Annotated in this window: 23 protein-coding genes and 5 tRNA genes; 4 read left to right on the top strand and 24 right to left on the bottom strand. The window is 46.8% G+C overall.

Annotated features, from left to right (window positions below; all coding sequences use genetic code 11):
- The first annotated feature begins 31 nt into the window (after window positions 1-31).
- Both CB4_RS07275 and CB4_RS07270 read left to right on the top strand, forming a co-directional pair.
- On the top strand, window positions 32-1,378 hold the full coding sequence (locus tag CB4_RS07275; RefSeq protein ID WP_231956180.1) for an APC family permease: 1,347 nt from the start codon (window positions 32-34) through the stop codon (window positions 1,376-1,378).
- A gap of 53 nt (window positions 1,379-1,431) precedes the next feature.
- Complete coding sequence (locus tag CB4_RS07270; RefSeq protein WP_096464509.1) at window positions 1,432-2,178, top strand: amidohydrolase family protein; 747 nt, start codon at window positions 1,432-1,434, stop codon at window positions 2,176-2,178.
- Window positions 2,179-2,282: 104 nt separating this feature from the next.
- Here CB4_RS07270 and CB4_RS07265 read toward each other — a convergent pair.
- From CB4_RS07265 to CB4_RS07225, 9 genes are all read right to left on the bottom strand, one after another.
- Window positions 2,283-2,356 (bottom strand) — tRNA-Val (locus tag CB4_RS07265).
- A 38-nt stretch (window positions 2,357-2,394) separates the two neighbouring features.
- Window positions 2,395-2,477: transfer RNA gene (locus CB4_RS07260), tRNA-Leu, on the bottom strand.
- Window positions 2,478-2,525: 48 nt separating this feature from the next.
- A tRNA-Val gene (locus CB4_RS07255) sits at window positions 2,526-2,602 on the bottom strand.
- A gap of 38 nt (window positions 2,603-2,640) precedes the next feature.
- Window positions 2,641-2,723: transfer RNA gene (locus CB4_RS07250), tRNA-Leu, on the bottom strand.
- An 8-nt stretch (window positions 2,724-2,731) separates the two neighbouring features.
- Window positions 2,732-2,806, bottom strand: a tRNA-Cys gene (locus CB4_RS07245).
- 120 nt (window positions 2,807-2,926) lie between these two features.
- A complete protein-coding gene (locus CB4_RS07240; protein WP_096464507.1) occupies window positions 2,927-3,169 on the bottom strand; it encodes a hypothetical protein in 243 nt (80 codons plus the stop codon).
- Window positions 3,170-3,187: 18 nt separating this feature from the next.
- Entirely contained in the window at window positions 3,188-3,880 is a 693-nt protein-coding gene (locus CB4_RS07235) for a class I SAM-dependent methyltransferase (protein ID WP_231956179.1), read from the bottom strand.
- A 454-nt stretch (window positions 3,881-4,334) separates the two neighbouring features.
- On the bottom strand, window positions 4,335-4,526 hold the full coding sequence (locus CB4_RS07230) for a gamma-type small acid-soluble spore protein (protein ID WP_096464505.1): 192 nt from the start codon (window positions 4,524-4,526) through the stop codon (window positions 4,335-4,337).
- Window positions 4,519-4,824 carry a GIY-YIG nuclease family protein gene (locus tag CB4_RS07225; RefSeq protein ID WP_096464503.1) on the bottom strand — a complete coding sequence of 102 codons (306 nt, stop codon included), beginning with the start codon at window positions 4,822-4,824 and terminating at the stop codon, window positions 4,519-4,521. Before CB4_RS07225 ends, CB4_RS07230 begins: the two co-directional genes overlap by 8 nt.
- An 86-nt stretch (window positions 4,825-4,910) precedes the next feature.
- Between CB4_RS07225 and CB4_RS07220 the strand changes: the two genes are divergently transcribed.
- Window positions 4,911-6,296 (top strand): TldD/PmbA family protein, encoded by a 1,386-nt coding sequence (locus tag CB4_RS07220; RefSeq protein ID WP_096464501.1) that lies wholly within the window; start codon window positions 4,911-4,913, stop codon window positions 6,294-6,296.
- Window positions 6,293-7,594, top strand: a complete 1,302-nt coding sequence (locus tag CB4_RS07215) for a TldD/PmbA family protein (protein ID WP_096464499.1) — start codon at window positions 6,293-6,295, stop codon at window positions 7,592-7,594. Before CB4_RS07220 ends, CB4_RS07215 begins: the two co-directional genes overlap by 4 nt.
- Before the next feature lie 33 nt (window positions 7,595-7,627).
- Here CB4_RS07215 and CB4_RS07210 read toward each other — a convergent pair whose 3' ends face one another.
- From CB4_RS07210 to CB4_RS07145, 15 genes are all read right to left on the bottom strand, one after another.
- Entirely contained in the window at window positions 7,628-8,335 is a 708-nt protein-coding gene (locus CB4_RS07210; protein ID WP_096464497.1) for a hypothetical protein, read from the bottom strand.
- Window positions 8,336-8,443: 108 nt separating this feature from the next.
- Window positions 8,444-9,226, bottom strand: a complete 783-nt coding sequence (locus CB4_RS07205; RefSeq protein WP_096464495.1) for a transporter substrate-binding domain-containing protein — start codon at window positions 9,224-9,226, stop codon at window positions 8,444-8,446.
- A 101-nt stretch (window positions 9,227-9,327) separates the two neighbouring features.
- Complete coding sequence (locus tag CB4_RS07200) at window positions 9,328-10,518, bottom strand: CapA family protein (RefSeq protein WP_096464493.1); 1,191 nt, start codon at window positions 10,516-10,518, stop codon at window positions 9,328-9,330.
- A gap of 71 nt (window positions 10,519-10,589) precedes the next feature.
- Complete coding sequence (locus CB4_RS07195) at window positions 10,590-11,492, bottom strand: acyl-ACP desaturase (protein WP_096464491.1); 903 nt, start codon at window positions 11,490-11,492, stop codon at window positions 10,590-10,592.
- A 155-nt stretch (window positions 11,493-11,647) separates the two neighbouring features.
- Complete coding sequence (locus CB4_RS07190; RefSeq protein WP_096464489.1) at window positions 11,648-12,154, bottom strand: hypothetical protein; 507 nt, start codon at window positions 12,152-12,154, stop codon at window positions 11,648-11,650.
- Window positions 12,155-12,187: 33 nt separating this feature from the next.
- A complete protein-coding gene (locus tag CB4_RS07185; RefSeq protein ID WP_096464487.1) occupies window positions 12,188-13,303 on the bottom strand; it encodes a Nif3-like dinuclear metal center hexameric protein in 1,116 nt (371 codons plus the stop codon).
- Window positions 13,279-14,007 (bottom strand): tRNA (adenine(22)-N(1))-methyltransferase, encoded by a 729-nt coding sequence (locus tag CB4_RS07180; RefSeq protein ID WP_096464485.1) that lies wholly within the window; start codon window positions 14,005-14,007, stop codon window positions 13,279-13,281. Before CB4_RS07180 ends, CB4_RS07185 begins: the two co-directional genes overlap by 25 nt.
- A 228-nt stretch (window positions 14,008-14,235) precedes the next feature.
- Window positions 14,236-14,754 carry a PepSY domain-containing protein gene (locus CB4_RS07175; protein ID WP_096464483.1) on the bottom strand — a complete coding sequence of 173 codons (519 nt, stop codon included), beginning with the start codon at window positions 14,752-14,754 and terminating at the stop codon, window positions 14,236-14,238.
- Between the two features lie 319 nt (window positions 14,755-15,073).
- The gene (locus tag CB4_RS21475; RefSeq protein WP_231956178.1) at window positions 15,074-15,250 is read right to left on the bottom strand and encodes a hypothetical protein; all 177 of its coding nucleotides are present in this window, start codon (window positions 15,248-15,250) and stop codon (window positions 15,074-15,076) included.
- 44 nt (window positions 15,251-15,294) lie between these two features.
- Window positions 15,295-16,935, bottom strand: coding sequence for an AMP-binding protein (locus tag CB4_RS07170; RefSeq protein ID WP_096464481.1), 1,641 nt, complete (start codon window positions 16,933-16,935; stop codon window positions 15,295-15,297).
- A gap of 23 nt (window positions 16,936-16,958) precedes the next feature.
- Window positions 16,959-18,101, bottom strand: coding sequence for an acyl-CoA dehydrogenase (locus tag CB4_RS07165; RefSeq protein ID WP_096464479.1), 1,143 nt, complete (start codon window positions 18,099-18,101; stop codon window positions 16,959-16,961).
- Window positions 18,102-18,303: 202 nt separating this feature from the next.
- Window positions 18,304-19,185: a hypothetical protein gene (locus CB4_RS07160; RefSeq protein ID WP_096464477.1), complete on the bottom strand. Its 882-nt coding sequence runs from the start codon at window positions 19,183-19,185 to the stop codon at window positions 18,304-18,306.
- A gap of 83 nt (window positions 19,186-19,268) precedes the next feature.
- Complete coding sequence (rpoD, locus tag CB4_RS07155; protein ID WP_096464475.1) at window positions 19,269-20,399, bottom strand: RNA polymerase sigma factor RpoD; 1,131 nt, start codon at window positions 20,397-20,399, stop codon at window positions 19,269-19,271.
- Between the two features lie 33 nt (window positions 20,400-20,432).
- A complete protein-coding gene (gene dnaG, locus CB4_RS07150; protein ID WP_096464473.1) occupies window positions 20,433-22,253 on the bottom strand; it encodes a DNA primase in 1,821 nt (606 codons plus the stop codon).
- Window positions 22,254-22,544: 291 nt separating this feature from the next.
- The gene (locus CB4_RS07145) at window positions 22,545-23,375 is read right to left on the bottom strand and encodes a pyruvate, water dikinase regulatory protein (protein WP_096464471.1); all 831 of its coding nucleotides are present in this window, start codon (window positions 23,373-23,375) and stop codon (window positions 22,545-22,547) included.
- Window positions 23,376-23,386: the final 11 nt, after the last annotated feature.

Raw genomic sequence — 23,386 nt, 5'->3', positions numbered from 1 at the left:
CAAAACGTTTTTTTGAAGGGAGAATATACGGTTGGAAGAAAAGAATCATCATTTACAAAAATCATTAAAATTATGGCATATCGTATTCATCGGCCTTGGCTACATGGCACCAATGGCTGTTTTCGATACATACGGTATTGTTTCAGAAGAGACGGGCGGGCATGTGCCTATGGCGTATGTGCTGACACTCGCCGCGATCTTATTTACAGCAGCAAGCTATGGCAAGATGGTGCGAGTATATCCAAGTGCGGGATCAGCTTATACATATACACAGAAAACCATGCATCCATACCTCGGATTTCTGGTCGGCTGGGCAGCACTGCTTGACTATATATTTCTGCCGATGATTAATGCCCTGCTGACCAAAATTTATCTATCCGCCGCATTCCCAAACGTACCGGGCTGGATATGGATTGTGGGATTCATCGCTGTACTTTTGCTTGTGAATCTGTCTCGCGTGACGATCACAGTATCAATTAACGCCATTCTTGTTTTGTTCCAGTTTCTTGTCTGTATTTTATTCGCTACGCTGGCCATTCGCGGCCTGCTTGGCAAAGGGGAGAACCTCTTCTCGATGCATCCATTTTATGCACCGGATATGCAAGCAGCAGCTCTTCTGTCAGGCGCATCCATTCTCTGCTTTGCTTTTCTTGGATTTGATGCCGTTACCACGCTGTCGGAAGAAACACCTAATCCGCGTCAAACCATTCCGCGTGCTATATTTCTCGCCGCGCTAATCGGTGGTATGCTGTTTACGACTGTCTCGTATTTTACCCAGCTGTTGTTCCCGGATATTTCCGTGTTTCATGATCCAGAAGCTGCATCTCCCGAAATCGCATTAACAATTGGCGGCACGCTGTTCCAGGCCGTATTTCTTGCAGCAGCTCTTACTTCAACACTTGCATCCGGTATCGCATCAAGTGTAAGCGCATCCCGTCTGCTGTATGCAATGGGACGTGATCGAGTGCTACCAGAACGCATCTTCGGCTATGTGCATCCGCGCCTTGGTGTACCCGTGTATAACGTAGTCCTCATCGCTCTGACATCGCTAACCGCACTGTGCCTGGACTTGATTACCGCTACATCATTTATTAATTTTGGCGCGCTGACGGCGTTTACGTTTGTCAATCTATCCGTTATCGTGCACTATATGGTACGCCGCAAAGAACGTGGATGGAAAGCCATGCTAAACTATATGGTTCTGCCTTTAATCGGGATCAGCTTCATCGGTTTTATCTGGGCACATCTAGATGCCAAATCCGTTATGCTCGGTCTCGCGTGGAGTACGCTCGGATTATTGTATCTGGTTTATATGACGAAAGCATTCCGACATAAACCGCCGCAGTTTCATTTTGAAGAAACAGAATCCATACAGTAGCTATCTTTTTATATGATTGATTGCCTTGAAAGAAAAGAAGAAAGGGTGGTTTTATGCGTACAATATTTGATACTCATTTACATATCATTGACCCCCGTTTTCCTTTAATCGAAAATCAAGGATTTTTACCGAATACTTTTACCTGCCAAGACTATCTAAATAATGTGCAGGAGTTACATAGTAAAGGGGGTGCAATAGTATCTGGCTCGTTTCAAGGATTTGACCAATCTTATTTGATTGATTCACTACAAAAACTCGGTACGAATTTTGTTGGTGTAACTCAATTGCCTCATGATACATCAGATGAAGAAATCATAAAACTTGATAACTATGGTGTCAGAGCAATTCGTTTTAATGTCAAGCGAGGAGGTTCAGAAGATATTTCTCGTTTAGACTACTTTGCAAGAAGGGTGTATGAGTTAGTAGGCTGGCACGCAGAATTATATATTGACTCCAATTCTTTACCTGAAATTGCATCAACATTGAACACTCTTCCTGCTGTTTCGATAGACCATTTGGGTTTATCAAAAGAAGGATTTAAACATCTTCTATCTTTAGTAGATAAAGGGGTTAGAGTTAAAGCGACGGGCTTTGGTAGGGTTGAACTTCATGTAGAACAGGCTATCCGTTCAATTTATTCGGTAAATCCAGATGCTTTAATGTTTGGGACGGACTTACCATCAACGAGAGCAAAGAGACCGTATAATCATTCTGATATTGAACTGATTTACAACACTCTTGGAGAAGAACAAGCCGAAAAAGTTTTATATAAGAATGCGATTAAATGGTATTTAAAATAAACACTCTTGTGCTAATAGGAATCGATGATTTCATACATTTAGCACACAAAAACAAAAGAGCCCACTCCGCGAGTAGGCTCTTTTGTTTACGTTCATGTGTATGATGGACTCAATTGGATTCGAACCAACGACCTCTACGATGTCAACGTAGCGCTCTAACCAACTGAGCTATGAGTCCGTTTTATGGTTGATGTTGTGTCAGATACTAAATCAGGATGCGGTCGGCGAGACTCGAACTCGCACGATCATAGATCACTACCCCCTCAAGATAGCGTGTCTGCCAATTCCACCACGACCGCAGATTAAAAATTCTTCAATTTAAAAAATCCTGTTTGCTTAAAACAATATGGTGGACTCAACTGGATTCGAACCAGCGACCTCTACGATGTCAACGTAGCGCTCTAACCAACTGAGCTATGAGTCCATTTTATGATTGATGTTGTGTCGGATACTAGATCAGGATGCGGTCGGCGAGACTCGAACTCGCACGATCATAGATCACTACCCCCTCAAGATAGCGTGTCTGCCAATTCCACCACGACCGCAGGCTGTATGGAGGGAGTACCCGGATTTGAACCGGGGAATAAAGGTTTTGCAGACCTTTGCCTTACCACTTGGCTATACTCCCTTTATGCTGTTTTTTAATTTCAGCGACAAGATTTATTTTATATCAGCCAACCTGCTCAGTCAAGAATGTTTTAAAGATTATTTACTCATACTCCCTGTCAGTAGCTACAAATTGTCTGTTTTATCCCCAGCCGCAAAACCGGTAATTAAGAAGCAGGAAACCTGTGCCGAAAAAAAGGCCGGCATTTATACCGAACAAAAATAATCCGGCTTTCCAGTGACTTTGAAACCAATCTGTCCCCTTTAGCTTTTCAGCCATTTTACTGGTCGTTACTTTCTTTGCAAATGGATTTCTAATCAGCAATGCTATCGTGCTTACAACCACTGCCAAAAAACCAATTATGACTAATGACGTTATAGGCATCCTATTCTTTGCTCCTTATCAGTCGGCTAATTTCCTTCCGTATAAAACCACAAAGTTAAAATACTTATACACACAATCCGCATCCGAAAATCCAGCTTCTTTTAGCCAATCCAGCTGCTCGTTCAGCGTTGACATTTTATCCAGTTTCGTCCTTTCATAAGTGGATATAATTTCGTGTCTATCCATCCCGCTGCTCTCCACTTTTTGCTTCCAATCCGTTTTGTAAAGCTCATCAATATACGGGGTACTGCCCAGAACCTGATCCGCATTTACGAACACTCCGTCTGCTTTCAACCAAGAGAAAATACGCTCGTATAAACCCTTCTTTTCTATCCCTGTTAAATGATGAATGGAAAGAGAGGAAATTACTACGTCAAACTTTTCAGTAAAATCATGCTTCGTATAATCATCTACAATGTATGTCACATTTTGATACTTCTCAAATCGAACCTTTGCTACTTCTAGCATTTTTTCGGAAATATCAATAAGCGTTACGTTTGCTTGCGGATACTTCTCCAATATAAAAGCAGAAAGAAGCCCTGTACCCGCCCCTACATCCAGGATATTCGGAGAATCGTTTGCTGCTTTGGCAACAGAGACTGCAATGCTATAAAAATCATCAAAGCACGGAATCAGCTTTTTTCGCTGTTCATCATACTTGCTCGCTATTTCATCAAATTTCGTCATAACATTCTCTCGTCTATTTTCCACCCGCTACCCCTCCGCTATATGAAATAGAACCATTTCACTGTCTTCATCCATCATAATAGAAGATGCACCATAATCCAAATATATAGATATTATCATCGTTATAACCTCTGCCTATAGAAAAGCATATCTTCTCTCTACATGTTGGATTTTACTTTTTTAAATCCCAGCTTTGTTGGGAGGAGAGAAGAGAGAAGCAAGAGAGCGCCTGTACGCTTTCCACCCAGCGGAAGGAGAGCGGCGAACGAGCCTTTGCCCGCAATCCTTCCGTGAAATAACATCGCGGGTCCTCTTTTGCGGGCGAGTTCGCCGGGCTCCTGAAGCGGCCCGTCTACACATCCTTGCAAAGCGTACCAAGCGAACGGCTTCTCTCTTCTCTACTCCCACCACCACGCGATGCCGATTTCAAAAAAAGAAAAGACCCCGGATTCCCGGAGTCTCTGCTGTAATGCAGAACCTAGAACTGATTGTTCTGGTTGCTCTGCTGATTGTTCTGCTGCACTTTCGCAGCAGACTGCTGGTTCGCCTGACGCACTGCCTGCACATCTGTTTCGCTTGCGAACTCAGTGTCGGAGTTTCCCATTTGGGAAGCTGCATTTTGCTGGCGCACCTGATCTACGTTTGTGTTTGCTTTAGAACGTTTAGCCATTTGTATCACCCCCGTACTTAAGATGCTCGTTTCCCCCAAAAATAACCGCATTTTCTGTATGGGCTGCAATCAATTTTTCTTTCTGTTTTCGTGAATATTTTTTCAATTCGCATTCGCGCTTAAGCGCCGCACTTTTATCCGGCAACTCTTCTACATACACCGGTACTACCGGGGTGCGACCACGCGTGTACTTTGCCCCTTTGCCTTCATTATGCTTACGCAGGCGGGCGCATACATCATTCGTGGAACCCGTATACAGCGTTCCGTCACAACATTGTACGATATAGACGTAATACATCCTCCGACAAATCCTTCCGTAAAACCTTTTCATATCATAAAATAAGAATACTACCAGTATATTCGCACAGAAAGGGGAGAGTCGCCATGCTAACACCAATCACTGTGGAGCGCGTTCTGCAGGCCGCGCTTTCGCACGGAGGAGATTTTGCAGAAGTTTTTGTCGAGAATCGAATCGAGCAAAACATCTCAATGGTAAAAGGCGAGGTAGAAAAAGCCCGCTCCGGCCAAGATTTTGGCATTGGAATTCGGATTTTTCATGGCCTTGACTACTTGTACACATATACAAGCAATGAAGACGAAGCTCACCTGATTGATACAGCACGCCGCCTGTCTCTAGCTGCGAAACAGGGAACACAGGCGAATCGCACAATCACGTTCCACAAAGAACTCATCGTGCCCCGTCATATCGCGCTCATTGATCCGCGCGTTGTTTCGATTTATCGCAAGCGAGACGTGCTCGCGGAAGTCAGCCACCATGCGATGGCGTATCACACCGCGATTACGCAAGTGCAGGCACGCTATTTTGATGAAACACAAAATATCCTGATCGCCAATTCAGAAGGATTATGGGCCGAAGATAAACGCGTCCGTACTCGTCTGTTTATCGAGGCTATTGCGACAGAAGATAACCAGAAGCAGCGCGGCTATATTGCGCCCGGCGCCCAGAAGGGATTTGAATTCTATAACGAAATCGACTTGCGTGCTCTCGCCGAAGATGCGGCAGACATCGCCGTTCGTATGCTGGAAGCCAAACCTTGTCCAGGCGGTAAAATGCCTGTTGTAATCGACAATGGTTTTGGTGGCGTTATTTTTCATGAAGCGTGCGGACACGGTATGGAAGCAACAGCGGTTGCCAAAGGCAAAGGTCCTTATGCAGGCAAACTAGGCCAGCAGGTCGTCAGCTCGAAAATCTCAGCGGTAGACGACGGCACGATCACGAATGAATGGGGCTCCCTCCATGTCGACGACGAAGGCACACACAGCCACCGCAATGTACTGATCGAGAAAGGTGTTCTCAAGGGGTATCTTGTGGATAAATTGAACGGACGCCGGATGAATATGGCGCCAACTGGCTCGGCACGTCGTCAATCGTACCGCTACGCTCCGACATCCCGTATGACCAATACGTATATTCTACCCGGTTCAGATAAGCTCGCGGATATGATCACATCGACTGCACACGGCCTGTACGCCAAAACGATGGGCGGCGGCAGCGTGAATACGACAACAGGTGATTTTAACTTCGCAGTGCTTGAAGGCTATATGATTGAGAACGGTCAGCTGACCTATCCGGTTAAAGGGGCCACCCTGATCGGAAATGGGCGTCAGACGATGTACGATGTCGATATGGTCGGCGATAACTTCCTGCCAGGCCAGGGCATGTGTGGCTCCGTTAGCGGCTCCATCCCGGTAAACGTTGGTCAGCCGGCTCTGCGCGTATCTCAGCTGACAGTAGGAGGTAGCCAATGATCGAACAATTATTTGCACTTGCTCAGAAAAAACATATTACCGAACTCGAAGCTCTAACGAGTGAATCGACAAACTTCAGCGTTCAAGCGTACGAAGGCAAAATCGAATCGTACAAAAAGACCAATACAGCGGGCATCGGTGTGCGCGGCACGTATCAGAGCGGAACCGGCTATGCGTATACGGAGCGCGTTCATCCATCTGAAGCAGAAGCGCTGCTTGATATGGTCAAAGATAACGCATCTCTTATTCATGAACGGGAACCTCTTCTCGCAGAAAAGCAGGAAGGTAGCTGGCATGATAGCCAGCCTGACATAACAGAAGAAGAGAAAATCGCACTGGCCCTCGAACTTGAGAGCAGAGCGCGACAGGCCGCTGACGTATCAGATGTCAGCTATGCGATGATCAGCTCGGGGGACGGCATGCGCCGTATTGCCAATACGTACGGGCTAAACAAGTCGTACCGTTCCAACTATAGCATGGCATATTTGTCTGTCATCGTAAAACGCGGTGATGATGTAGAAACCGACAGTTCCTACTACATCGGAGACTTGCGGCATGTATCGCTTGATTCACTCATTGAAGAAGCAGCAGGCAAAGCACGCCGCAAGCTCGGCGGCAAGGCCGTACCAACTGGATCATACCCGGTTGTGCTCGACCGACGCATCATCTGCTCGCTACTTGGTGTATATAGCAGTATTTTCTCAGCACGCAACGTCCTACAGGGTACATCGCGCTTAGAAGGCATGCTCGGGGAGAAACTGTTCGGCTCACTCGATCTGCTTGACGATCCTTATTCCGGCCATGAGCGCATCCTGTTTGACGACGAAGGAGTCGATACCCGTACGCTTCATCTCGTGCGTGACGGTGTGATCGAGAGTTACCTGCATAGCCTGAAAACGGCAGCTGAGATGAAGCAGACACCGACTGCACACGGGCTGCGCAGCTACAAGGGCACCGTACAAATCGCACCACACCGCTTACAAATTCCGAATGGCACACAGGAGTTAGCAGCACTGTTTGCGGATATGGGCAGCGGCCTCTACATTACGGACGTACAGGGCCTTCATTCTGGCACAAATGCGATCTCCGGCGATTTCTCACTTGCAGCACAAGGGTACCGAATTGAGAACGGCCAGCTCGCCTCTCCGGTCAAAGACATTACGATCGCCCACAATTTCTTTGACCTGTTTAGCCAGCCCGCAGTAAAAGCAACTGACTTCGAGTTCTCCATGCCAAGCGGCCACAGCCAGTTCGGTGCACCCTCGATTTTATTTCCAGCGATTTCAGTATCCAGCTAGTTATTCACGAAAAAAACTCTTGAGCCTGATGGTTCAAGAGTTTTTATTTTGTGTTGGATCAGCAGGCATTTCAGCAGGCTGAACCGGCGGAACCGGACCTATCTGCATAGAGCTCAGCTTCCATCCATATTCGGTTTTTTCCATCATAATCGTCATTAATACATCGCCTGTCGGAGCTGGAGTCGAAGTAGCCGAAAGCGGGGTTCGCGTTACGATTGCTTCGACTACAGCAGATTTGTCCTGTTTCTCCTTCAACGATACCTGCTTTAGGCGATCCTGTAGTGGAGCCGCCGCTGCTCGGCTTGTCCAGGCGCTCTGCAAACGTTTGGACTCACTATTAATGAAATCGTCCACTGCAATCGGAGCAAGCATGTTACGATACTGCTTGAGTACGAGCTTTCGCACAGAGTCTACATCCGATGCGGCCTGCGGCATCCCCGTGCCATATACACCATAAAATGCCGTTTGCGCTGCCTCTGCCTGAATGTAGGCAAGCTGCGGTAGCGTTGTTTCGTCTACATCCGGGCTTTTCGTAAGTGCTGCCACTCTTTCCATTTTCGATTTTGCATCTTCCGCCGTTTTTACTTGCTGGCGTGTAGTATCCAATTGTTTCTTAACTGTATCGAGTTCCGTTTTTAACGCCTGGTTCTCATGCTCGATGACCCGTGTGTTGCATCCGGTCGTTAACAAGCTGACCGAGACAAACAGCGCGGTCGCCGCCATTGTCCATTTTTTTCTCATCGTCAAAGTCAATCTCCTTTACCTGTATAGGACATTCTTTATTGTAGCAGGAATAGCAGGAATTTGGGAATAAAAAAAGAGAATCCGTGGATTCTCTCTATTTCCAGCTTATTTTTGCCCAAAGTATTTTTTGTACAGTTCACTATATGTGCCGTTTTGTTTGATCTTTTTCAGACCTTCGTTGATTTTGGCAACAAATGCTTTGTCGTTCTGATTCATCATGATTCCATAGTTTTCCTTCGGCATCGATGGATCCTCAATGGTTATAAAACCTGGTTTGTTTGTCTTTTTCATCTGCGTCAACATGGGAACATTATCACCAATCACGACATCAATCCGCTTGTTGTACAAATCATCCATCGCAGACGGAAGGTCATCAAACTGCTTCAAATTCACATTGCCTTTGCCGAGTACTCCTTCTGCAATCAGCGCACCTGTTGTAGACAGTTGAACCCCTACACGCTTGTCTTTCACATCTTTTAACGATTTTACAGGCGAACCTTCTGGAACCATAATCAGCTGTTTCGCTTCAAAATACGGATCAGAGAAAGCGTATTGTTTCTTACGCTTGTCGTTAATCGTAATCGCAGCAATCGCAATCTGGGCTTTTCCACTTTTCACTTGCTCTTGTGCCCCATCAAAGCTTGCATCCTGTACATCAACATCAAGCCCAACTTCTTTTCCAATCGCCTTGATGACATCGACATCAAAGCCCTCCGGCTTGCCATCCGGACTCATATACTCAAACGGCGGGAACTGGGCATGTGTTACCGCCACAATTTTTTTGCTATCAGCAGCAGGCTTTGCTTCTTCTGTTTTCCCGCATGCAGCAGTCAGTGCTCCCATTGCAACAATGAGGAACGAAATACTCGCTCTCTTCCACATCTTCATGATAAATTCCCCTTTACGAACAGTATAATTATTAGTATGTAGTGATAATTATACAAAGTTTATACATAAAGAGCAATGTATTTTATTTTATAAATTATCTTTTATTTCTGGATTGCAATTATTTTTTTATTGGAGCCATTTACTAAGGCTGCTTCCTTTAGCGTTTTACCGTCGAATCCAAGCTCCAGCTGCTGAGAACCAATATTATAAAACACGTATTTTCCTTTATATACTTCATATGGCTGCACAGACTGCGCCCGATGTCCAATAATGACGTCCGCCCCAGCATCAATAAGCTCCTGCGCCATGTCTTTCTGGTAGCGCTCAGGCGTCGTACTATCCGATGCTCCCCAGAACATGTTGACGACAACTACGTCTGCCTGCTTTTTGGCACGGCGAATATCATCCAAAATGTGCGTACCATACGCATCCGCTACCCCCGCTTGTCCTGCCTCTGCTTTCCAATCCACGGAAGGAACAATGCGCGAGAAGGCAAGCATGCCATATTTCGTTCCATTTTTTTCACGAATATACGGTGCAAATGCTTCTGCCTGCGTGCCAAATCCAAGTACCGGGATGTTCTGACTGCGCAGCCGTTTTACTTCTGCTGTCACCTGCTCGCGTGCTTTTCCCGCCAACACATCACTATTCGCTATATCAATGCCCGCTGCCCCATTCTTCGCTGTCTGTGTAAGCCAAGCTGGAATGTCACCACCTGGCGTAAATCCGTATACCGGGATCAGATGAAAGTCTGTCCCCGCTACCGGACGAACCGAAGCACTACGATATGCGGTGTCACCCGAGACAGCCAGCCTGAAAAGAGCAGGCTGCGCTTTGATAGCAGCTGCTTTTTTCGACTCAGCAGTTGGTTTCGCCACACTTTTTTGAGAAGATAACAGATCGTTTACTTTCTCTTCTTTTGCTACAGCAGGAACGGCATCTGTCACAGCTACCGCCGCTTTCCCTGCTGTAAATACTTGATATCCTTGATAGCCTCCATATCCTGCTACTACAAGAATTGCAGCCCAGATCACTCCTTTTGTCAGGCGACTCTGCTTCTGCACTTTCTGCGCCTGCAAACTTCCATAAGAGAGCACTTCATTCGCGTCCAGTTGATAAAATGAAAGAAGTTCTTCCATTTCTTCTACCGTAAGCGGGCTTGCCCCCTTCTCAATCCGCTTCAAACGCTGAATCGAGATGCCCGTTCCCTGCTCAATCTCCTGGAGTGTAATCCCTGCATCCAACCGGAACTCTCGCATCTTCTCAACAATAGCGGTCATCTCATTATTCATTTCTTCCCCCCCCTTTTTTCCCTACACAAAAGCCCGGAATCGCTTCCGGGCTTGTACAACATGTTGTTTACTTAGCGATTTTTTTGTTTTGCGGCACGCAGACGGGTGCAGACTCGTTTTAAGCGACCATAATGGACGATGATGCGCTGACGTGCTTCTTCTGCTTCCGGCGCACTTGGACGGAGTGATTCAATCCCCCAGTAATCCATCAGCACTTCATAAACCTGATCAAAATATTCAATCGGGCCATATGCTTCCTTGGCAATGACATTCATCCGCCCATCGTAATCTGGCATTACAGCGCCTGGCATTGTGAAGTTAATCATAACCCCGGCAAGATGGTATACGTAATTCTCGTCTACTTCAAGATGCGCTTTTACTGCATCACGATAAAACGCATAGTGCAGCACCTCATCTTTAGACAGGCGGCGCAGAAGTGTCGACAGAATCGGGTCCTCTTCTCGCGCTACACGGGCTACGTTATTGTAGAATACCATTGTAGCTAGCTCCTGCAAGGTTGTATATGCAAGCGTCTCCAACGGTGTTGTAAAATGTCCAACCCAGCCGTGTTCGACGGTCTGCTTGCGCAGGTCATGAATGCTACGCGGGTCGCCATTGCGCGTCAGCAGTAAATACGTCTCTAACAGACTGGAGTGCTGATCTTCCTCTGCTGTCCATGTATGGATAAAATCGTGCATTACGCTGAATGAACCGCGAAACGTTTCGTTCAGGTAGCTAGTAAACCACGGCAGATTCACTTCGGTCAGCAGTGCCGTTTCGACAGCAATGCGCAAGCTCTCTGTCAGGTTACCCTGTCCCGGTTCATATGGAACGCGTTTGAAATCTTGGCCCTGATCCCACGGCAAAAACTCATGGTAGCTCCAGTCGATCGCTCTCGAACGCTCTAGATGGGTCTCATACAGCTCTTTGAACTTTTTTTCCAAACGATGGTCTAAATGACTTGTTAAAAGCAAGGCGACTCCTCTTTTCTCGTAAAAAATTTATGCTTATTTCTTATATATTCACAGTGCATTTATATGAAGCATAGTACCGCCATTATAACACGCCGCAAAAAGATATCAGCCTTTTTGCACGAAAAAATGTTTTCCGTTTGATTCCATCCTATATACTAGACAAGAATACGCCCACATTCCCCGCATACAATCAAACGCCGCCCGCGTTCCCACTCTTCCATCTGTGCAGCAGACAGAGGCAGATAGCACCCCATGCAAGAACGACGGCGCACTTCTACAACCGGATTATCCGGGATGAGATCGATAACACGGTGATACAACGCGAGTGTATCTGCGGAAAGCGCTGCTTTATAGCGTTTTGCTTCCGCCTCCTTCTCCCTCTTCTTTTCCCTAAGACTGGATTCTTCGGTGAAACGGCGCTCAAAAAAACGCTCTTCATCTTTGTTCACAAGCCATAGTTCCTGCTGTGCCAACGCAAGATTGATTTTGCCATCAATATCGTCATCCGAAGGTGTCCCGATAGACGTGATTTTCTGCTCAGCAGCCCGTCTCCGTTCCATAAGCTCTCGTTCTTCCGCCTTAAGTAATGCGAGCTTCTCTTCAATTCGACTACATTCCTGGCGCACCCGATTCCATATCAGCAATGATCGTGCTTCTTTCATAGTTGGTATTTCTCTTCTCTCCTCTTCTTTATCTTATACAAAAGTAAACGGGTCTGTATTTACACGGGATACAATTACTTCTGTATCCAGATGATCGTCGTGCAGACGCTTTGCAAGCACCTTCTGCACGCCCTGCTTCATAATCTTTTCAACATTATGACCCGGGTCTACAATCGAGAGACCTCCTGCCATCGCATCGTGCGCGGTATGGTAATAAATATCGCCGGTCACAAGTACATCCGCCCCACGAAACATCGCTTTCGAGACAAAGCTGTTGCCATCGCCACCGAGAACGGCCACCTTGCGCACCGGGCGGTCCAGCTCTCCAACAACACGCGCACCGGATACGCCGAATGCTTTCTTCACCTGCTCGGCAAATGCCCCGAGTTCCATCGCCTGTGGCAATTTCCCAATGCGGCCAATGCCCCATGTTGTGCCTGCCTGCTCAACCGGGTAGATGTCATAGGCAACTTCTTCATACGGATGCGCTGCTGTCATCGCTTTCACGACGCGCGTCTGTATGTCTCCGGGCATAATCGTCTCCAACCGTACTTCTTCCACTTGCTCGAGTTTATCCTGCTCTCCAATGTAGGGAGTCGTACCTTCATGCGGCATAAACGTGCCCGTTCCACTTACACTGAACGAGCAATGGCTATACTGACCGATCCATCCCGCTCCGGCCTGTGTCATAGCATTACGTACCACATCCACATGCGATACCGGGACATAGACGACGATTTTTTTCAACTTCTGTTCATGCCACTTCTCTAGTATGTCCACGTCAGTTAGCCCAAGTGCTTCGGCCATCAGATCGTTAATGCCACCTTCTGCTACATCAAGATTTGTATGCGCGATATATACGGCGATATCATGTTTGATGAGCTTCTCATATAGACGGCCTGCCGGCAAGTCGGTGCGCAAATTTTTGAGCGGACGGAAAATAACGGCATGATGTGCAATAATCAAATCTACACCCTCTGCAATTGCTTCATCGACTACATTCTCCAGTATATCGAGGGCAATCATTACTTTCTTAACTTCTTTTTGCAAGGTGCCGACCTGTAGCCCGATTTTATCCCCTTCCATCGCCAGATGCTTCGGGGCAAATTGTTCAAAGTATTGGATTATACGCTGTCCGTTTGCATACACGCAAGCATCTCCTCCATCCAATTCAATCTCTTCTCCATTTCCTCCCTGCGGCTTTCGGCCTCTGCACTTTTCGCTTTGGTCATCTGGTCAAGCACCATCCGCAGCTTGGCACACTCAAGTGACCATTTCTTATGCAGCACCGGGGATTTCTTATGCCACAAGTGGGGGCCTATCTCTACGAGGTCTGCCGGCGTTCGCGTACTGTCCTCATATGGAAGCATCGGATCGCCCGGTCGTGCCTCCAGAATTTCATAAATAATTCCGTCTTCTTCAAGAATGTCTTCCGCGACAAGCTGCCAACCGTGCTCCATCAGCCAGCGGCGCACAAGGGGAGCTGCGACATTTGGCTGCAATATGAGCTGTCTGACACCAACAAGCTTCGCTTCCCCCGCTCCAAGAATCGAGGCAATTAGACTTCCACCCATGCCGGAGATGCACACCACGTCTACTTCTCCTGGTTCAAGCACAGCCAGCCCGTCCCCAAGGCGGGCTTCGATCCGGTCTGTCAGTCCTGCTGATTGTATCTGGCGTGCGGCAGACTGCCACGGCCCTTTATTTACCTCACCTGCAATGCAGGAAGCGGCAATCCCCTGCTGTATTAAATAAGTCGGCAGATACGCGTGGTCAGAGCCAATGTCAGCCACGCGGCTTCCATGCTCCACTCGATCGCCAATCCGTTGTAATCGCTGTGAAATCTCAATCATACGTTGCTTCTCTCCTCAATCTGGAACGTTCTTCATTAGCTTACCATATGGGGCATCGGAAGAGAAACGCTGTCTTTAAAAGTTGCTTGACATGGGCGATGTAGGAAACATAAAAAAAGCCACCCATAAGCGGGAGGCTTTTTTATTCCAGCAATGGATTTCAACTTTACCTATCTACACCAAAGTTTACTTACCTGATTTATGTTACGAAAATTGAGTTGATAATAACTACGCTACCTTTTTCATCTCTTTTTTAATTTTTTCTTTTCGTTTTTTCAACATTTTAGGATAATACCACATTCCGATGCCACTACCTATTAAATATAGTAAAGTGATAGCCATTATATCCACTAAGAAAGTAAAGTCTATTTTATAATTCCCAATAATAAACATCCCCGAATTTAAACTTGAGATTGTTGTGCTAATTCCAAATAAAGTTGGGTGTCTAAAGATAAGACCTGCAATACAAACGATTATCATTAAAATAGAAGTGCTTAACCCGATATAAAGATGTGAAGTTCTAAAAAATTTATACCAATTAATTGATATATTCATTTTTTTATTTTTATCTTTTTTTAGCAGCTCTTGGATTTGAATAAGATGTTGATTTAAATGTTCAACGTTTTCTTTAAGAATGTTGATTTCTATTTTATGGGAAGATTGAATGATGTCTAATTTACTTTGAAAATCTTGTGCAATTTCAAAAAAATTTTCTTCAATCGTCCTGTTCTCTAAAATATTCCCCATGATACCCCACCTTATATAGTACTTGTTAAGTAAAAAATAATATTGATAATCAATATTATTCAACTGACGACAATGATAACGAACATGATAATCATTGTCAACGTGCAAAAAATGCACAACCTTCCCATGTTGTATTATAGAATAAAAGAATGCTCCCTCTACCCCTAAATAAAAAAGACGCCTCGCCCGTCACTTACATGACTTTCGAGACATCCCCTGGTATATACATATACAGCATGAAGCTAGTGCAATAGTTTGTTTAAAGGTTTAAGCAGCAAAGTGTGCCGGGAGCGGAGAAGAGAGAAAGTACGGAACGCTTTTATGCGCCCACCCAGCGGAAGGAGGTAGGCAGACGAGCTTTTGCCCGCAAGCAACGAAGCAAACCATCATTGGCCCCCTTTGCGGGTACGTCTGCCTGCCTCCTGGAGCGGCCAGTCATGCTCCCTTGCAGCGCATAATCAAGTGACGAACTTCTCTCTTCTCCGCTTCCCGCCACCAAACTTTGCCGACATCAACCTCATCAAACAAACTCACGGCAACTTATTTAATCCCAAGCACCGCAATCGCCTGTTCACGCAGACGGAATTTTTGAATTTTACCGGATGCCGTCATCGGATACTCCTCTACAATCTGTACATAATGCGGGATTTTGTAGCGAGCAATTTTACCCCGGCAATATTCTTTCACTTCTTCCACTGTGAGCACTTCGCCTTCCTTGACTTTAATGCACGCAAGAATCTGCTCACCGTACAGCTCGTCCGGTAACCCAACAACCTGTACGTCTACAATCTGGTCATGTGTATAGAGGAATTCTTCAATCTCACGCGGATAGACATTTTCTCCGCCGCGAATGATCATGTCTTTGAGTCGACCCGTAATCCGATAGTATCCATCCTCGTCTACTGTCGCCAGGTCTCCGGTATGCAGCCAACCTTCATGATCAATTGCCCGCGTCGTCTGTTCCGGCATGTTATAGTAGCCTTTCATGACATGTACGCCACGGGTGCAAAGCTCGCCCTGCTCCCCAACTCCGAGCTCCTCACCTGTTGCCGGGTCCACAATTTTCGCTTCGACATGTGGAAGAACGCGGCCCACGGTCGACACGCGCTGATCAATCGTGTCATTCGGACGCGTCTGCGTAATCACCGGTGCGGACTCTGTCTGCCCATATGCAATCGTAATCTCGCGGGCACCCATTACATCGACGACCTTTTTCATCACTTCGGCCGGACACGGTGATCCCGCCATAATGCCGGTTCGAAGGGAACGCAGATCGAACTGCTCAAAATCCGGATGATTCAGCTCCGCAATAAACATCGTCGGTACACCGTACAGTGCTGTACATTTCTCATCCTGCACCGCCTGAAGTACGCTAAGCGGATCAAACGAGATGATCGGAACCATGGTAGCACCTGTAGCCACACATGCCAGCGTGCCCATAACGCAACCAAAGCAATGGAAGAACGGAACCGGAATGCAGACCCGATCTGCTTCCGTCATGTTCTGACAGCCTGCCACGTTAATTGCATTGTTCACAATATTTTTATGCGACAGCATGACTCCCTTAGGGAAACCCGTTGTACCGGATGTATACTGCATGTTAATCACTTCATCCGGCTGCAAGGAATTCTGAACTTGAACTCGCTCGTCTTCAGATACTATGGCCGCTTTCTCCAAAACATCTGACCACATATACATTCCCTGCCTACGTGTCTTCCCGATTAGAATGACATTGCGCAGATGTGGGAGGTGTTTCGCCTTAAGCTGCCCCGGCTCACAGTCCGCAAGCTCGGGACAAATCTCATATATCATATCCACATAGCTTACGCCACGGAATTCTTCCATCAATATAAGGGTCGTGGATTCGGACTGGCGAAGCAAATACTCCAATTCATGTGTACGATAACTCGTATTCACCGTTACGAGTACTGCCCCCATCTTGGCGGACCCGAACTGGACGGTTATCCACTCCGGCAGATTGCTCGTCCAAGCAGCGATATTCTCACCTGGTTGAATCCCCAGAGCGAGTAAACCGCGGGCTACCTGATTGCATAGAGTTTGGAACTCGGAAAACGTATAACGCAACCCTAGTTCTGGATACACAACAGCTTCCTTGTCTGGAAGCTGGGCAGCCGTCTGATCGAGCAAATCCCCAATTGTAATCGATACCGGCTCACTCAAGATAATTCCTCCCTCGTATTAAATTATTGACAGCCAATCTGGCGGGCAATGACCATACGTAGCACTTCAGATGTTCCCTCTCCAATCTCAAGCAGCTTTGCATCACGGAAGAAGCGCTCCACCTGGTATTCACGCATATATCCATTGCCACCGTGAATCTGAATCGCCTGATCACAGACGCGCATGCAAATCTCGGAAGCAAACAGCTTCGCCATCGCTGCTTCCTTTGTAAATTTACGACCGTTATCTTTCAACCACGCCGCTTTATACACCATTGTACGTGCCAATTCAATGTTCATCGCCATATCAGCAAGCTTGAATTGGATCGCTTGGAACTTCGACAAACTTCGTCCGAACTGCATCCGCTCATTCGCATACGCAAGCGCTTTCTCATATGCGCCTTGTGCCACACCTACTGACATAGCTCCAATGCCGATACGGCCACCGTCAAGCACAGCTAAGAACTGTTTGAAGCCTTCTCCGCGTTTACCAAGCATATTTTCTTCTGGCACCCGTACATCTTCCATAAACAATTGCGTTGTATTAGACGCATTCAGTCCCAACTTCTCATAGTCATCCACAACCGAGAACCCTGGCGCATCAGTCGGTACAATAAATGCCGTAATGCCGCTTGTTCCTTTTTCTTTATCAGTAACAGCAGTCAGTGCGAGATTTTTCGCATAGCTAGCGTTCGTAATGTAACATTTCGAGCCATTGATCACCCATTCATTGCCATCCTGTATCGCAACGGTACGCGTACCCCCTGCGTCTGATCCGGCATTCGGTTCAGTCAGCCCAAATGCGCCAAAGTATTCACCCCGTGCAACCGGCGTGAGGTACTTCACTTTCTGCTCATGTGTTCCAAACATGTTGATTGGTGCACCACCAAGCGAAACGTGCGCTGAATATGTAATGCCTGTCGATGCACACACACGGCTCAGTTCTTCCACTACAATCGCAAAACTGATTGTGTCAGCTCCTGCACCGCCGTACTCTTCCGGGAATGGCAATCCCATTAAATCAAGTTCCGCCATCTTCTTGAAGGCTTCAAGCGGAAACTCTCCTGTACGATCACGTTCCGATGCACCCGGCTCGACTTCGCCTTCCGCAAAATCACGAATCGTATTCTTAATCATTTTCTGTTCGTCTGTCAGGGTGAAATTCATACTCTCTCCGACCTTTCTTGTTTGTAATTGAGCGGTAGCTCAGGTTCACAGCACACAGAAACCGTTTACAATTCTAATTAATTAAAATATTCATAATTATGTATATTCTATATTTCACCAGAGTTTCCTGCTAAATTAAGCAAACGTTTTCATTTTTCTTATTTCTTTGTATAAAAATAAACAAGCCGGTCAAATTGACCGGCTACGAAGAAAGCGGCTGCTTGCTTACCCAGCCCCACCAAAAATTTTTCAGCGAAAGCAGAAGAAACAGCGCTATGAACAGTTTTACGTAAATCAAGTACAGCAGAATATTTTTGTCAGCACTATCAGTCAGCATCGCCACAGCCTCAGACCCGAACAGAGCCACCATCCCGGCAAAAAACAACATGCCCGACATCTGCTCCTGGCGCCGTTTCCATATGAGCCCGAATGCAATGAGCACAATGGACACCGGAAGCCAGAACGCCTCGATCCGCCACCATGAAAACAAAGTTGCAAGCTCCATCTGTGTGATCCAGCCGTATATCCCAAGCAGTCCAAGCAGCCCACAAAATGAAATATATCGCTTCCCGCTGATAATTCCACTGATGAACCAGACAAGGCAGCATCCTGCCAGGAAGAAGACAACGATTGCAGAGCCATATCCAAGCAGTTTAAGAATATGCATGCCTCCTACCGCAAGCAGAAGAGAAGCAATCCCTAAACAAAGATGGTTGGAAAATGGCTGTCTTCGCGTTAAAAACGCCATCAAATAAAACAAAAGGGTAAAAAATCCAATCAGTGTCATTTGCATTGTCAAAGTAAAATCGGTAAAATGAAAAGCAAGATACAACAACACGGCAATTGGAAGCGCACTCAATACCCAGCTTATTCGAATATTCGGTAGGGAAAAGGCGGGCAATGAAGGTGAACCTGATGAAGCTGCAATCTGGTTCTGTGACTTCTCATCCCCTGTATGGCGGCCAGCGCTTTCACCTTCCGTATATAAATTAAGCAGGAAATCACAATACTTGCCTGGCAGCAGGTGCGTTCTACGCCAGTATTCGATCTCACCAATGATGATTTTCTTTTTCTGTTCGTTCATCAGCAGGTCCTCCCCTGGGGTGAATTCAAAAAAAAAAGCCTACGGATCATCATTCACGCAGGCTGTATCAATTCATATGACGCTTATTCTAGGAAGTCTTTCAGCCGTTTGCTTCGGCTTGGGTGACGAAGCTTGCGCAGTGCTTTTGCTTCAATTTGACGAATACGCTCCCGTGTTACACCGAATACTTTGCCCACTTCTTCCAGTGTGCGAGTACGACCATCATCAAGGCCAAAGCGAAGACGAAGTACATTTTCTTCCCGTTCTGTCAGTGTGTCGAGAACATCTTCTAGCTGTTCTTTAAGTAGCTCATAAGCTGCCGCATCCGATGGAGCCAATGCATCCTGGTCTTCAATGAAATCACCAAGGTGAGAATCGTCCTCTTCCCCGATTGGTGTTTCAAGAGATACCGGTTCCTGCGCAATTTTCATAATTTCGCGAACCTTTTCTGGCGTAAGGTCCATTTTTTCTGCGATCTCTTCTGGAGACGGTTCACGACCAAGCTCCTGAAGCAGCTGGCGGGAAACACGAATCAGTTTGTTAATCGTCTCGACCATATGCACAGGAATCCGAATGGTTCGCGCCTGGTCCGCGATCGCACGCGTGATAGCCTGGCGAATCCACCATGTTGCATACGTACTAAACTTGTAGCCCTTCTGGTAATCGAACTTTTCTACCGCTTTAATCAAACCCATGTTGCCTTCCTGAATCAAATCAAGGAACAGCATACCACGGCCTACATAGCGCTTCGCAATGCTGACAACAAGACGAAGATTCGCTTCTGCCAGACGACGCTTCGCTTCTTCATCACCAGTTTCAATGCGCTTTGCCAGTTGAATCTCTTCCTGGGCAGACAGAAGAGGAACCCGACCGATTTCTTTCAGATACATCCGAACCGGATCGTTGATCTTAATACCCGGTGGCACGGATAGATCATCGAATGTATAATCTTCGTTCTCCTCATTCTCTTCATCGCGTGGGATGATCGGTTCTTCATCATCTTCTTCTGATTCATTGCTGACCTCAATGCCTTGATCAGTTAAATATTCGAAAAATTCATCAATCTGATCCGAATCCTGATCAAAGGTAGAGAGGCGTTCCATGATTTCTTTATACGTAAGCGTGCCCCGCTTTTTACCCTGGCCAATTAACTGTTCCTTCACCTGGTCGAGGGTTACTTCCACCTCAGGCTTGCTTTCTGCTTTTTTCGTCATGGTGTTCCCTCCTTCCAACGGGCTTGACTTTTGTTATTTTAGAGATTGCTGCAGACGGATGATTTCCATTCCGATCCGTGCCGCCGCAAGTGCGTTACCCGCACGTTCTTGTGTGTTTTTTTCCCTGTTTAATTCCTCTATCTGCATCCGTTTTGGATACGTAAGCACCTGCCGTACGTAATCAGCAAGCTGCCGGGCTGTGACAGTCGAAGCGTCCACATCGAGCAGGGCCAGTTCAGAAGCCCGGTCAATCAGCCGCCTGTCCTGTAAGAACGAGACAAAACGAGCTGTATCGGAATCATATCCTTGAGCGTAATAGCGGTACAGATGTGCAGCCAGTGCTACGTGATCGTCCACTGCAAAATCCGCCCCGATCTGAGCCTGTACCTGCTCGGTAATCTCTGCACTCTGCATCATAAGCGCTAGCAAGTGTTTCTCTGCAGTCAAATACGCCGGCAGAAGCGGCTTTGCCGCCACATGTCTGCTATTATCTATACTATTATTCCATCCCTCTTTGAGATTATCCCTGTTATTGGTCTTTTTTTGCGTTTTGAACACTTTCTTTTGTTCAAGTTTAAGTGCATCCAGAGAGAGATGGAATTCTTCAGCAAGCTGCCGCATGTAGTGGTCACGCTCAACCGCACTCGGAAGATGTGAAATCTCCGTGAGCGCTTCATGAATATACTGCATCCGTTCAGTCTCATCCGAAAGCGCATAGCGACTGCGAATCACCTGCAGCCGAAATGCCATGACCGAAGAAGCATGTAGCAGAATATCATTACGGAATCGTTCTCCGCCATATTTGCGAATATAGTCATCCGGGTCCATCCCGCCGGGCATCTGGGCAACTTTTACAAAGCAGCCTGCTTTCTCGAGAAGATCAGCCGCCTTGAATGCTGCGAGGGTCCCCGCCTGATCCGAATCATAACAGATCGTGACGTGTTCGCTATTTCGCCGTATAATTCGAGCCTGCTGTTCTGTAAGGGATGTTCCAAGAGACGCAACCCCATTTTGAATGCCGGCCTGCCACGCTGATATGACATCGACATATCCTTCAAACAGCACCGCTTCCTGCTGCTTCCGAATAGAAGTCCTGGCGCGATGCAGATTAAACAAAAGCTGGCTTTTGTTAAACAATGGTGTTTCCGGACTGTTCAAGTATTTCGGCTGGGCATCACCAAGCGCACGAGCGCCAAATGCCACAACCTGTCCCTGCGAATCATGAATCGGGAACATGACGCGCCCCCGGAATTTATCAAATAACCGTTCACCGTTCTCACTGCGACTGAGAAGGCCGGCTTCCTCCATTAGAGGCAGAGGGTATTCACGCTTCTCAAGCTGGTACAGAAGCGTGTTCCAGCTATCCGGGCTGTACCCTAAAGCAAACTCTTCAATTGTAGCAAGTTGTATCTGTCTGTTCAAGAGATAATTTCGTGCGTTCTCACCATGATCCGTATTCCGTAAAAGATGATGGTACAGCTTCGCTGCAAAATCGTGGGCGGAAAGCATCGTGTCTTTCTTGCGCCGTATTCGGTCATCTTCAGGTCTGTCCTGCTGGTGCGGAACCTCAATTCCAACCCGACTCCCTAGCTGACGCACCGCTTCTGGGAACTCCAGACCTTCTACTTTCATGACAAAAGAAAGAACATTCCCCGCCTCTCCACATCCATAACAACGGAACAGCTGCTTATCAGGATGTACCGCAAAGGAAGGACTTTTCTCAGAATGGAATGGACAGAGACCGAAATAATTGCGTCCAGTCTTCTTCAGATGAACATACTGTCCAATCACATCTACAATGTCGCTCTTCGTGCGTACCTGTTCAATGATCTCTTCCGGAATTCGTCCAGCCATGTTCTTCACCTGTACTTCCTTATCTCGCTACCTGATACCGGATTCAGGCAATGAGATAATAGTATTCGGCAAAATCTCGCATTTTCCTGCCGTTCACTTAAAAATTTTCGCGTATTTTGTCGAAATTGCCCGTTTTCTTTAGTATACCCGGTTCAGCAGGCGTGTAACGCACTACCTACAGTGTCTGCGTTATAAAACGTAGTATTCTACATGCTTATTTATTTTTCCTGCTCGCGGTAAATAAGTTTGTCAATACAGAAAAAACAAAAAACGCAGCAAAGCTGCGCTCTTTTATGAACCTCGCTGATTCTGCTTCAGCATGCTCATGATCAAGGTAGCCGTCTCTTCGACAGCTTTATTCGACACATCCAGCACCACACAGCCGACCTTCTCCAGAATCGTCCGGGAATACGCAAGCTCTACCTTGATGCGTTCCATGCTGGCATAGTTCGCCTGCGCTGTCAGACCAAGTGATTTCAGTCGTTCAGTTCGGATCATGTTCAATTGATCCGGCTCAATCACCAGGCCAATACAACGCTCTTTTGGAACAAGAAACAGCTCCTCGGGTGGTGCTACTTCCGGAACAAGCGGGACATTCGCCGCTTTGTAACGCTTATTAGCAAGATACATCGACAACGGTGTCTTTGATGTACGAGATACTCCGATTAGAATGACATCCGCTCGCAAAATACCACGTGGATCTCGGCCATCGTCATACTTAACCGCGAACTCGATAGCATCGACCTTACGGAAATAGTCTTCATCCAGTTGGCGAACCAGTCCCGGCTTACAGCTAGGTTCACGATCCAAGTACTTCTCAAGAGCACCGACGATCGGGCTCATTAGATCAACCGCTGTTACCCCTGCTTCCGCCGCCTTCTGTTCCATATACGTACGCAGATGCGGGATGACAATGGTATACGCAATAATGGCTTTCGTATCAGCAGCCGCGCGAATAATTTCGTTCAATGTGCCTTCGTCTTCGATATATGGAAACTTGCGGATGTGCAACGATTCACTGGCAAATTGGCTGGCAGCCGCCTTCACAACAAACTCGGCTGTCTCGCCTACAGAGTCAGATACAACATATACAGTCGATTCATTGAAGAATGGGGGAAACATACATCCTCCTT

This window comes from Aneurinibacillus soli, assembly GCF_002355375.1.
Lineage (GTDB): Bacteria > Bacillota > Bacilli > Aneurinibacillales > Aneurinibacillaceae > Aneurinibacillus > Aneurinibacillus soli.
Note: the sequence above shows the minus strand (reverse complement) of the source record. Positions and strands in the feature narration are given on the sequence as shown.

Excerpts from the sequence above, each read along its gene's own strand:
- CB4_RS07270 (WP_096464509.1), top strand. The coding sequence starts at position 1,432 with ATGCGTACAATATTTGATACTCATTTACATATCATTGACCCCCGTTTT.
- CB4_RS07240 (WP_096464507.1), bottom strand. The coding sequence starts at position 3,169 with ATGCCTATAACGTCATTAGTCATAATTGGTTTTTTGGCAGTGGTTGTA.
- CB4_RS07230 (WP_096464505.1), bottom strand. The coding sequence starts at position 4,526 with ATGGCTAAACGTTCTAAAGCAAACACAAACGTAGATCAGGTGCGCCAG.
- CB4_RS07225 (WP_096464503.1), bottom strand. The coding sequence starts at position 4,824 with ATGTATTACGTCTATATCGTACAATGTTGTGACGGAACGCTGTATACG.
- CB4_RS07220 (WP_096464501.1), top strand. The coding sequence starts at position 4,911 with ATGCTAACACCAATCACTGTGGAGCGCGTTCTGCAGGCCGCGCTTTCG.
- CB4_RS07215 (WP_096464499.1), top strand. The coding sequence starts at position 6,293 with ATGATCGAACAATTATTTGCACTTGCTCAGAAAAAACATATTACCGAA.
- CB4_RS07210 (WP_096464497.1), bottom strand. The coding sequence starts at position 8,335 with ATGAGAAAAAAATGGACAATGGCGGCGACCGCGCTGTTTGTCTCGGTC.
- CB4_RS07205 (WP_096464495.1), bottom strand. The coding sequence starts at position 9,226 with ATGAAGATGTGGAAGAGAGCGAGTATTTCGTTCCTCATTGTTGCAATG.
- CB4_RS07200 (WP_096464493.1), bottom strand. The coding sequence starts at position 10,518 with ATGAATAATGAGATGACCGCTATTGTTGAGAAGATGCGAGAGTTCCGG.
- CB4_RS07190 (WP_096464489.1), bottom strand. The coding sequence starts at position 12,154 with ATGAAAGAAGCACGATCATTGCTGATATGGAATCGGGTGCGCCAGGAA.
- CB4_RS07180 (WP_096464485.1), bottom strand. The coding sequence starts at position 14,007 with ATGATTGAGATTTCACAGCGATTACAACGGATTGGCGATCGAGTGGAG.
- CB4_RS07175 (WP_096464483.1), bottom strand. The coding sequence starts at position 14,754 with ATGGGGAATATTTTAGAGAACAGGACGATTGAAGAAAATTTTTTTGAA.
- CB4_RS07165 (WP_096464479.1), bottom strand. The coding sequence starts at position 18,101 with ATGAATTTCACCCTGACAGACGAACAGAAAATGATTAAGAATACGATT.
- CB4_RS07160 (WP_096464477.1), bottom strand. The coding sequence starts at position 19,185 with ATGAACGAACAGAAAAAGAAAATCATCATTGGTGAGATCGAATACTGG.
- rpoD (WP_096464475.1), bottom strand. The coding sequence starts at position 20,399 with ATGACGAAAAAAGCAGAAAGCAAGCCTGAGGTGGAAGTAACCCTCGAC.
- dnaG (WP_096464473.1), bottom strand. The coding sequence starts at position 22,253 with ATGGCTGGACGAATTCCGGAAGAGATCATTGAACAGGTACGCACGAAG.
- CB4_RS07145 (WP_096464471.1), bottom strand. The coding sequence starts at position 23,375 with ATGTTTCCCCCATTCTTCAATGAATCGACTGTATATGTTGTATCTGAC.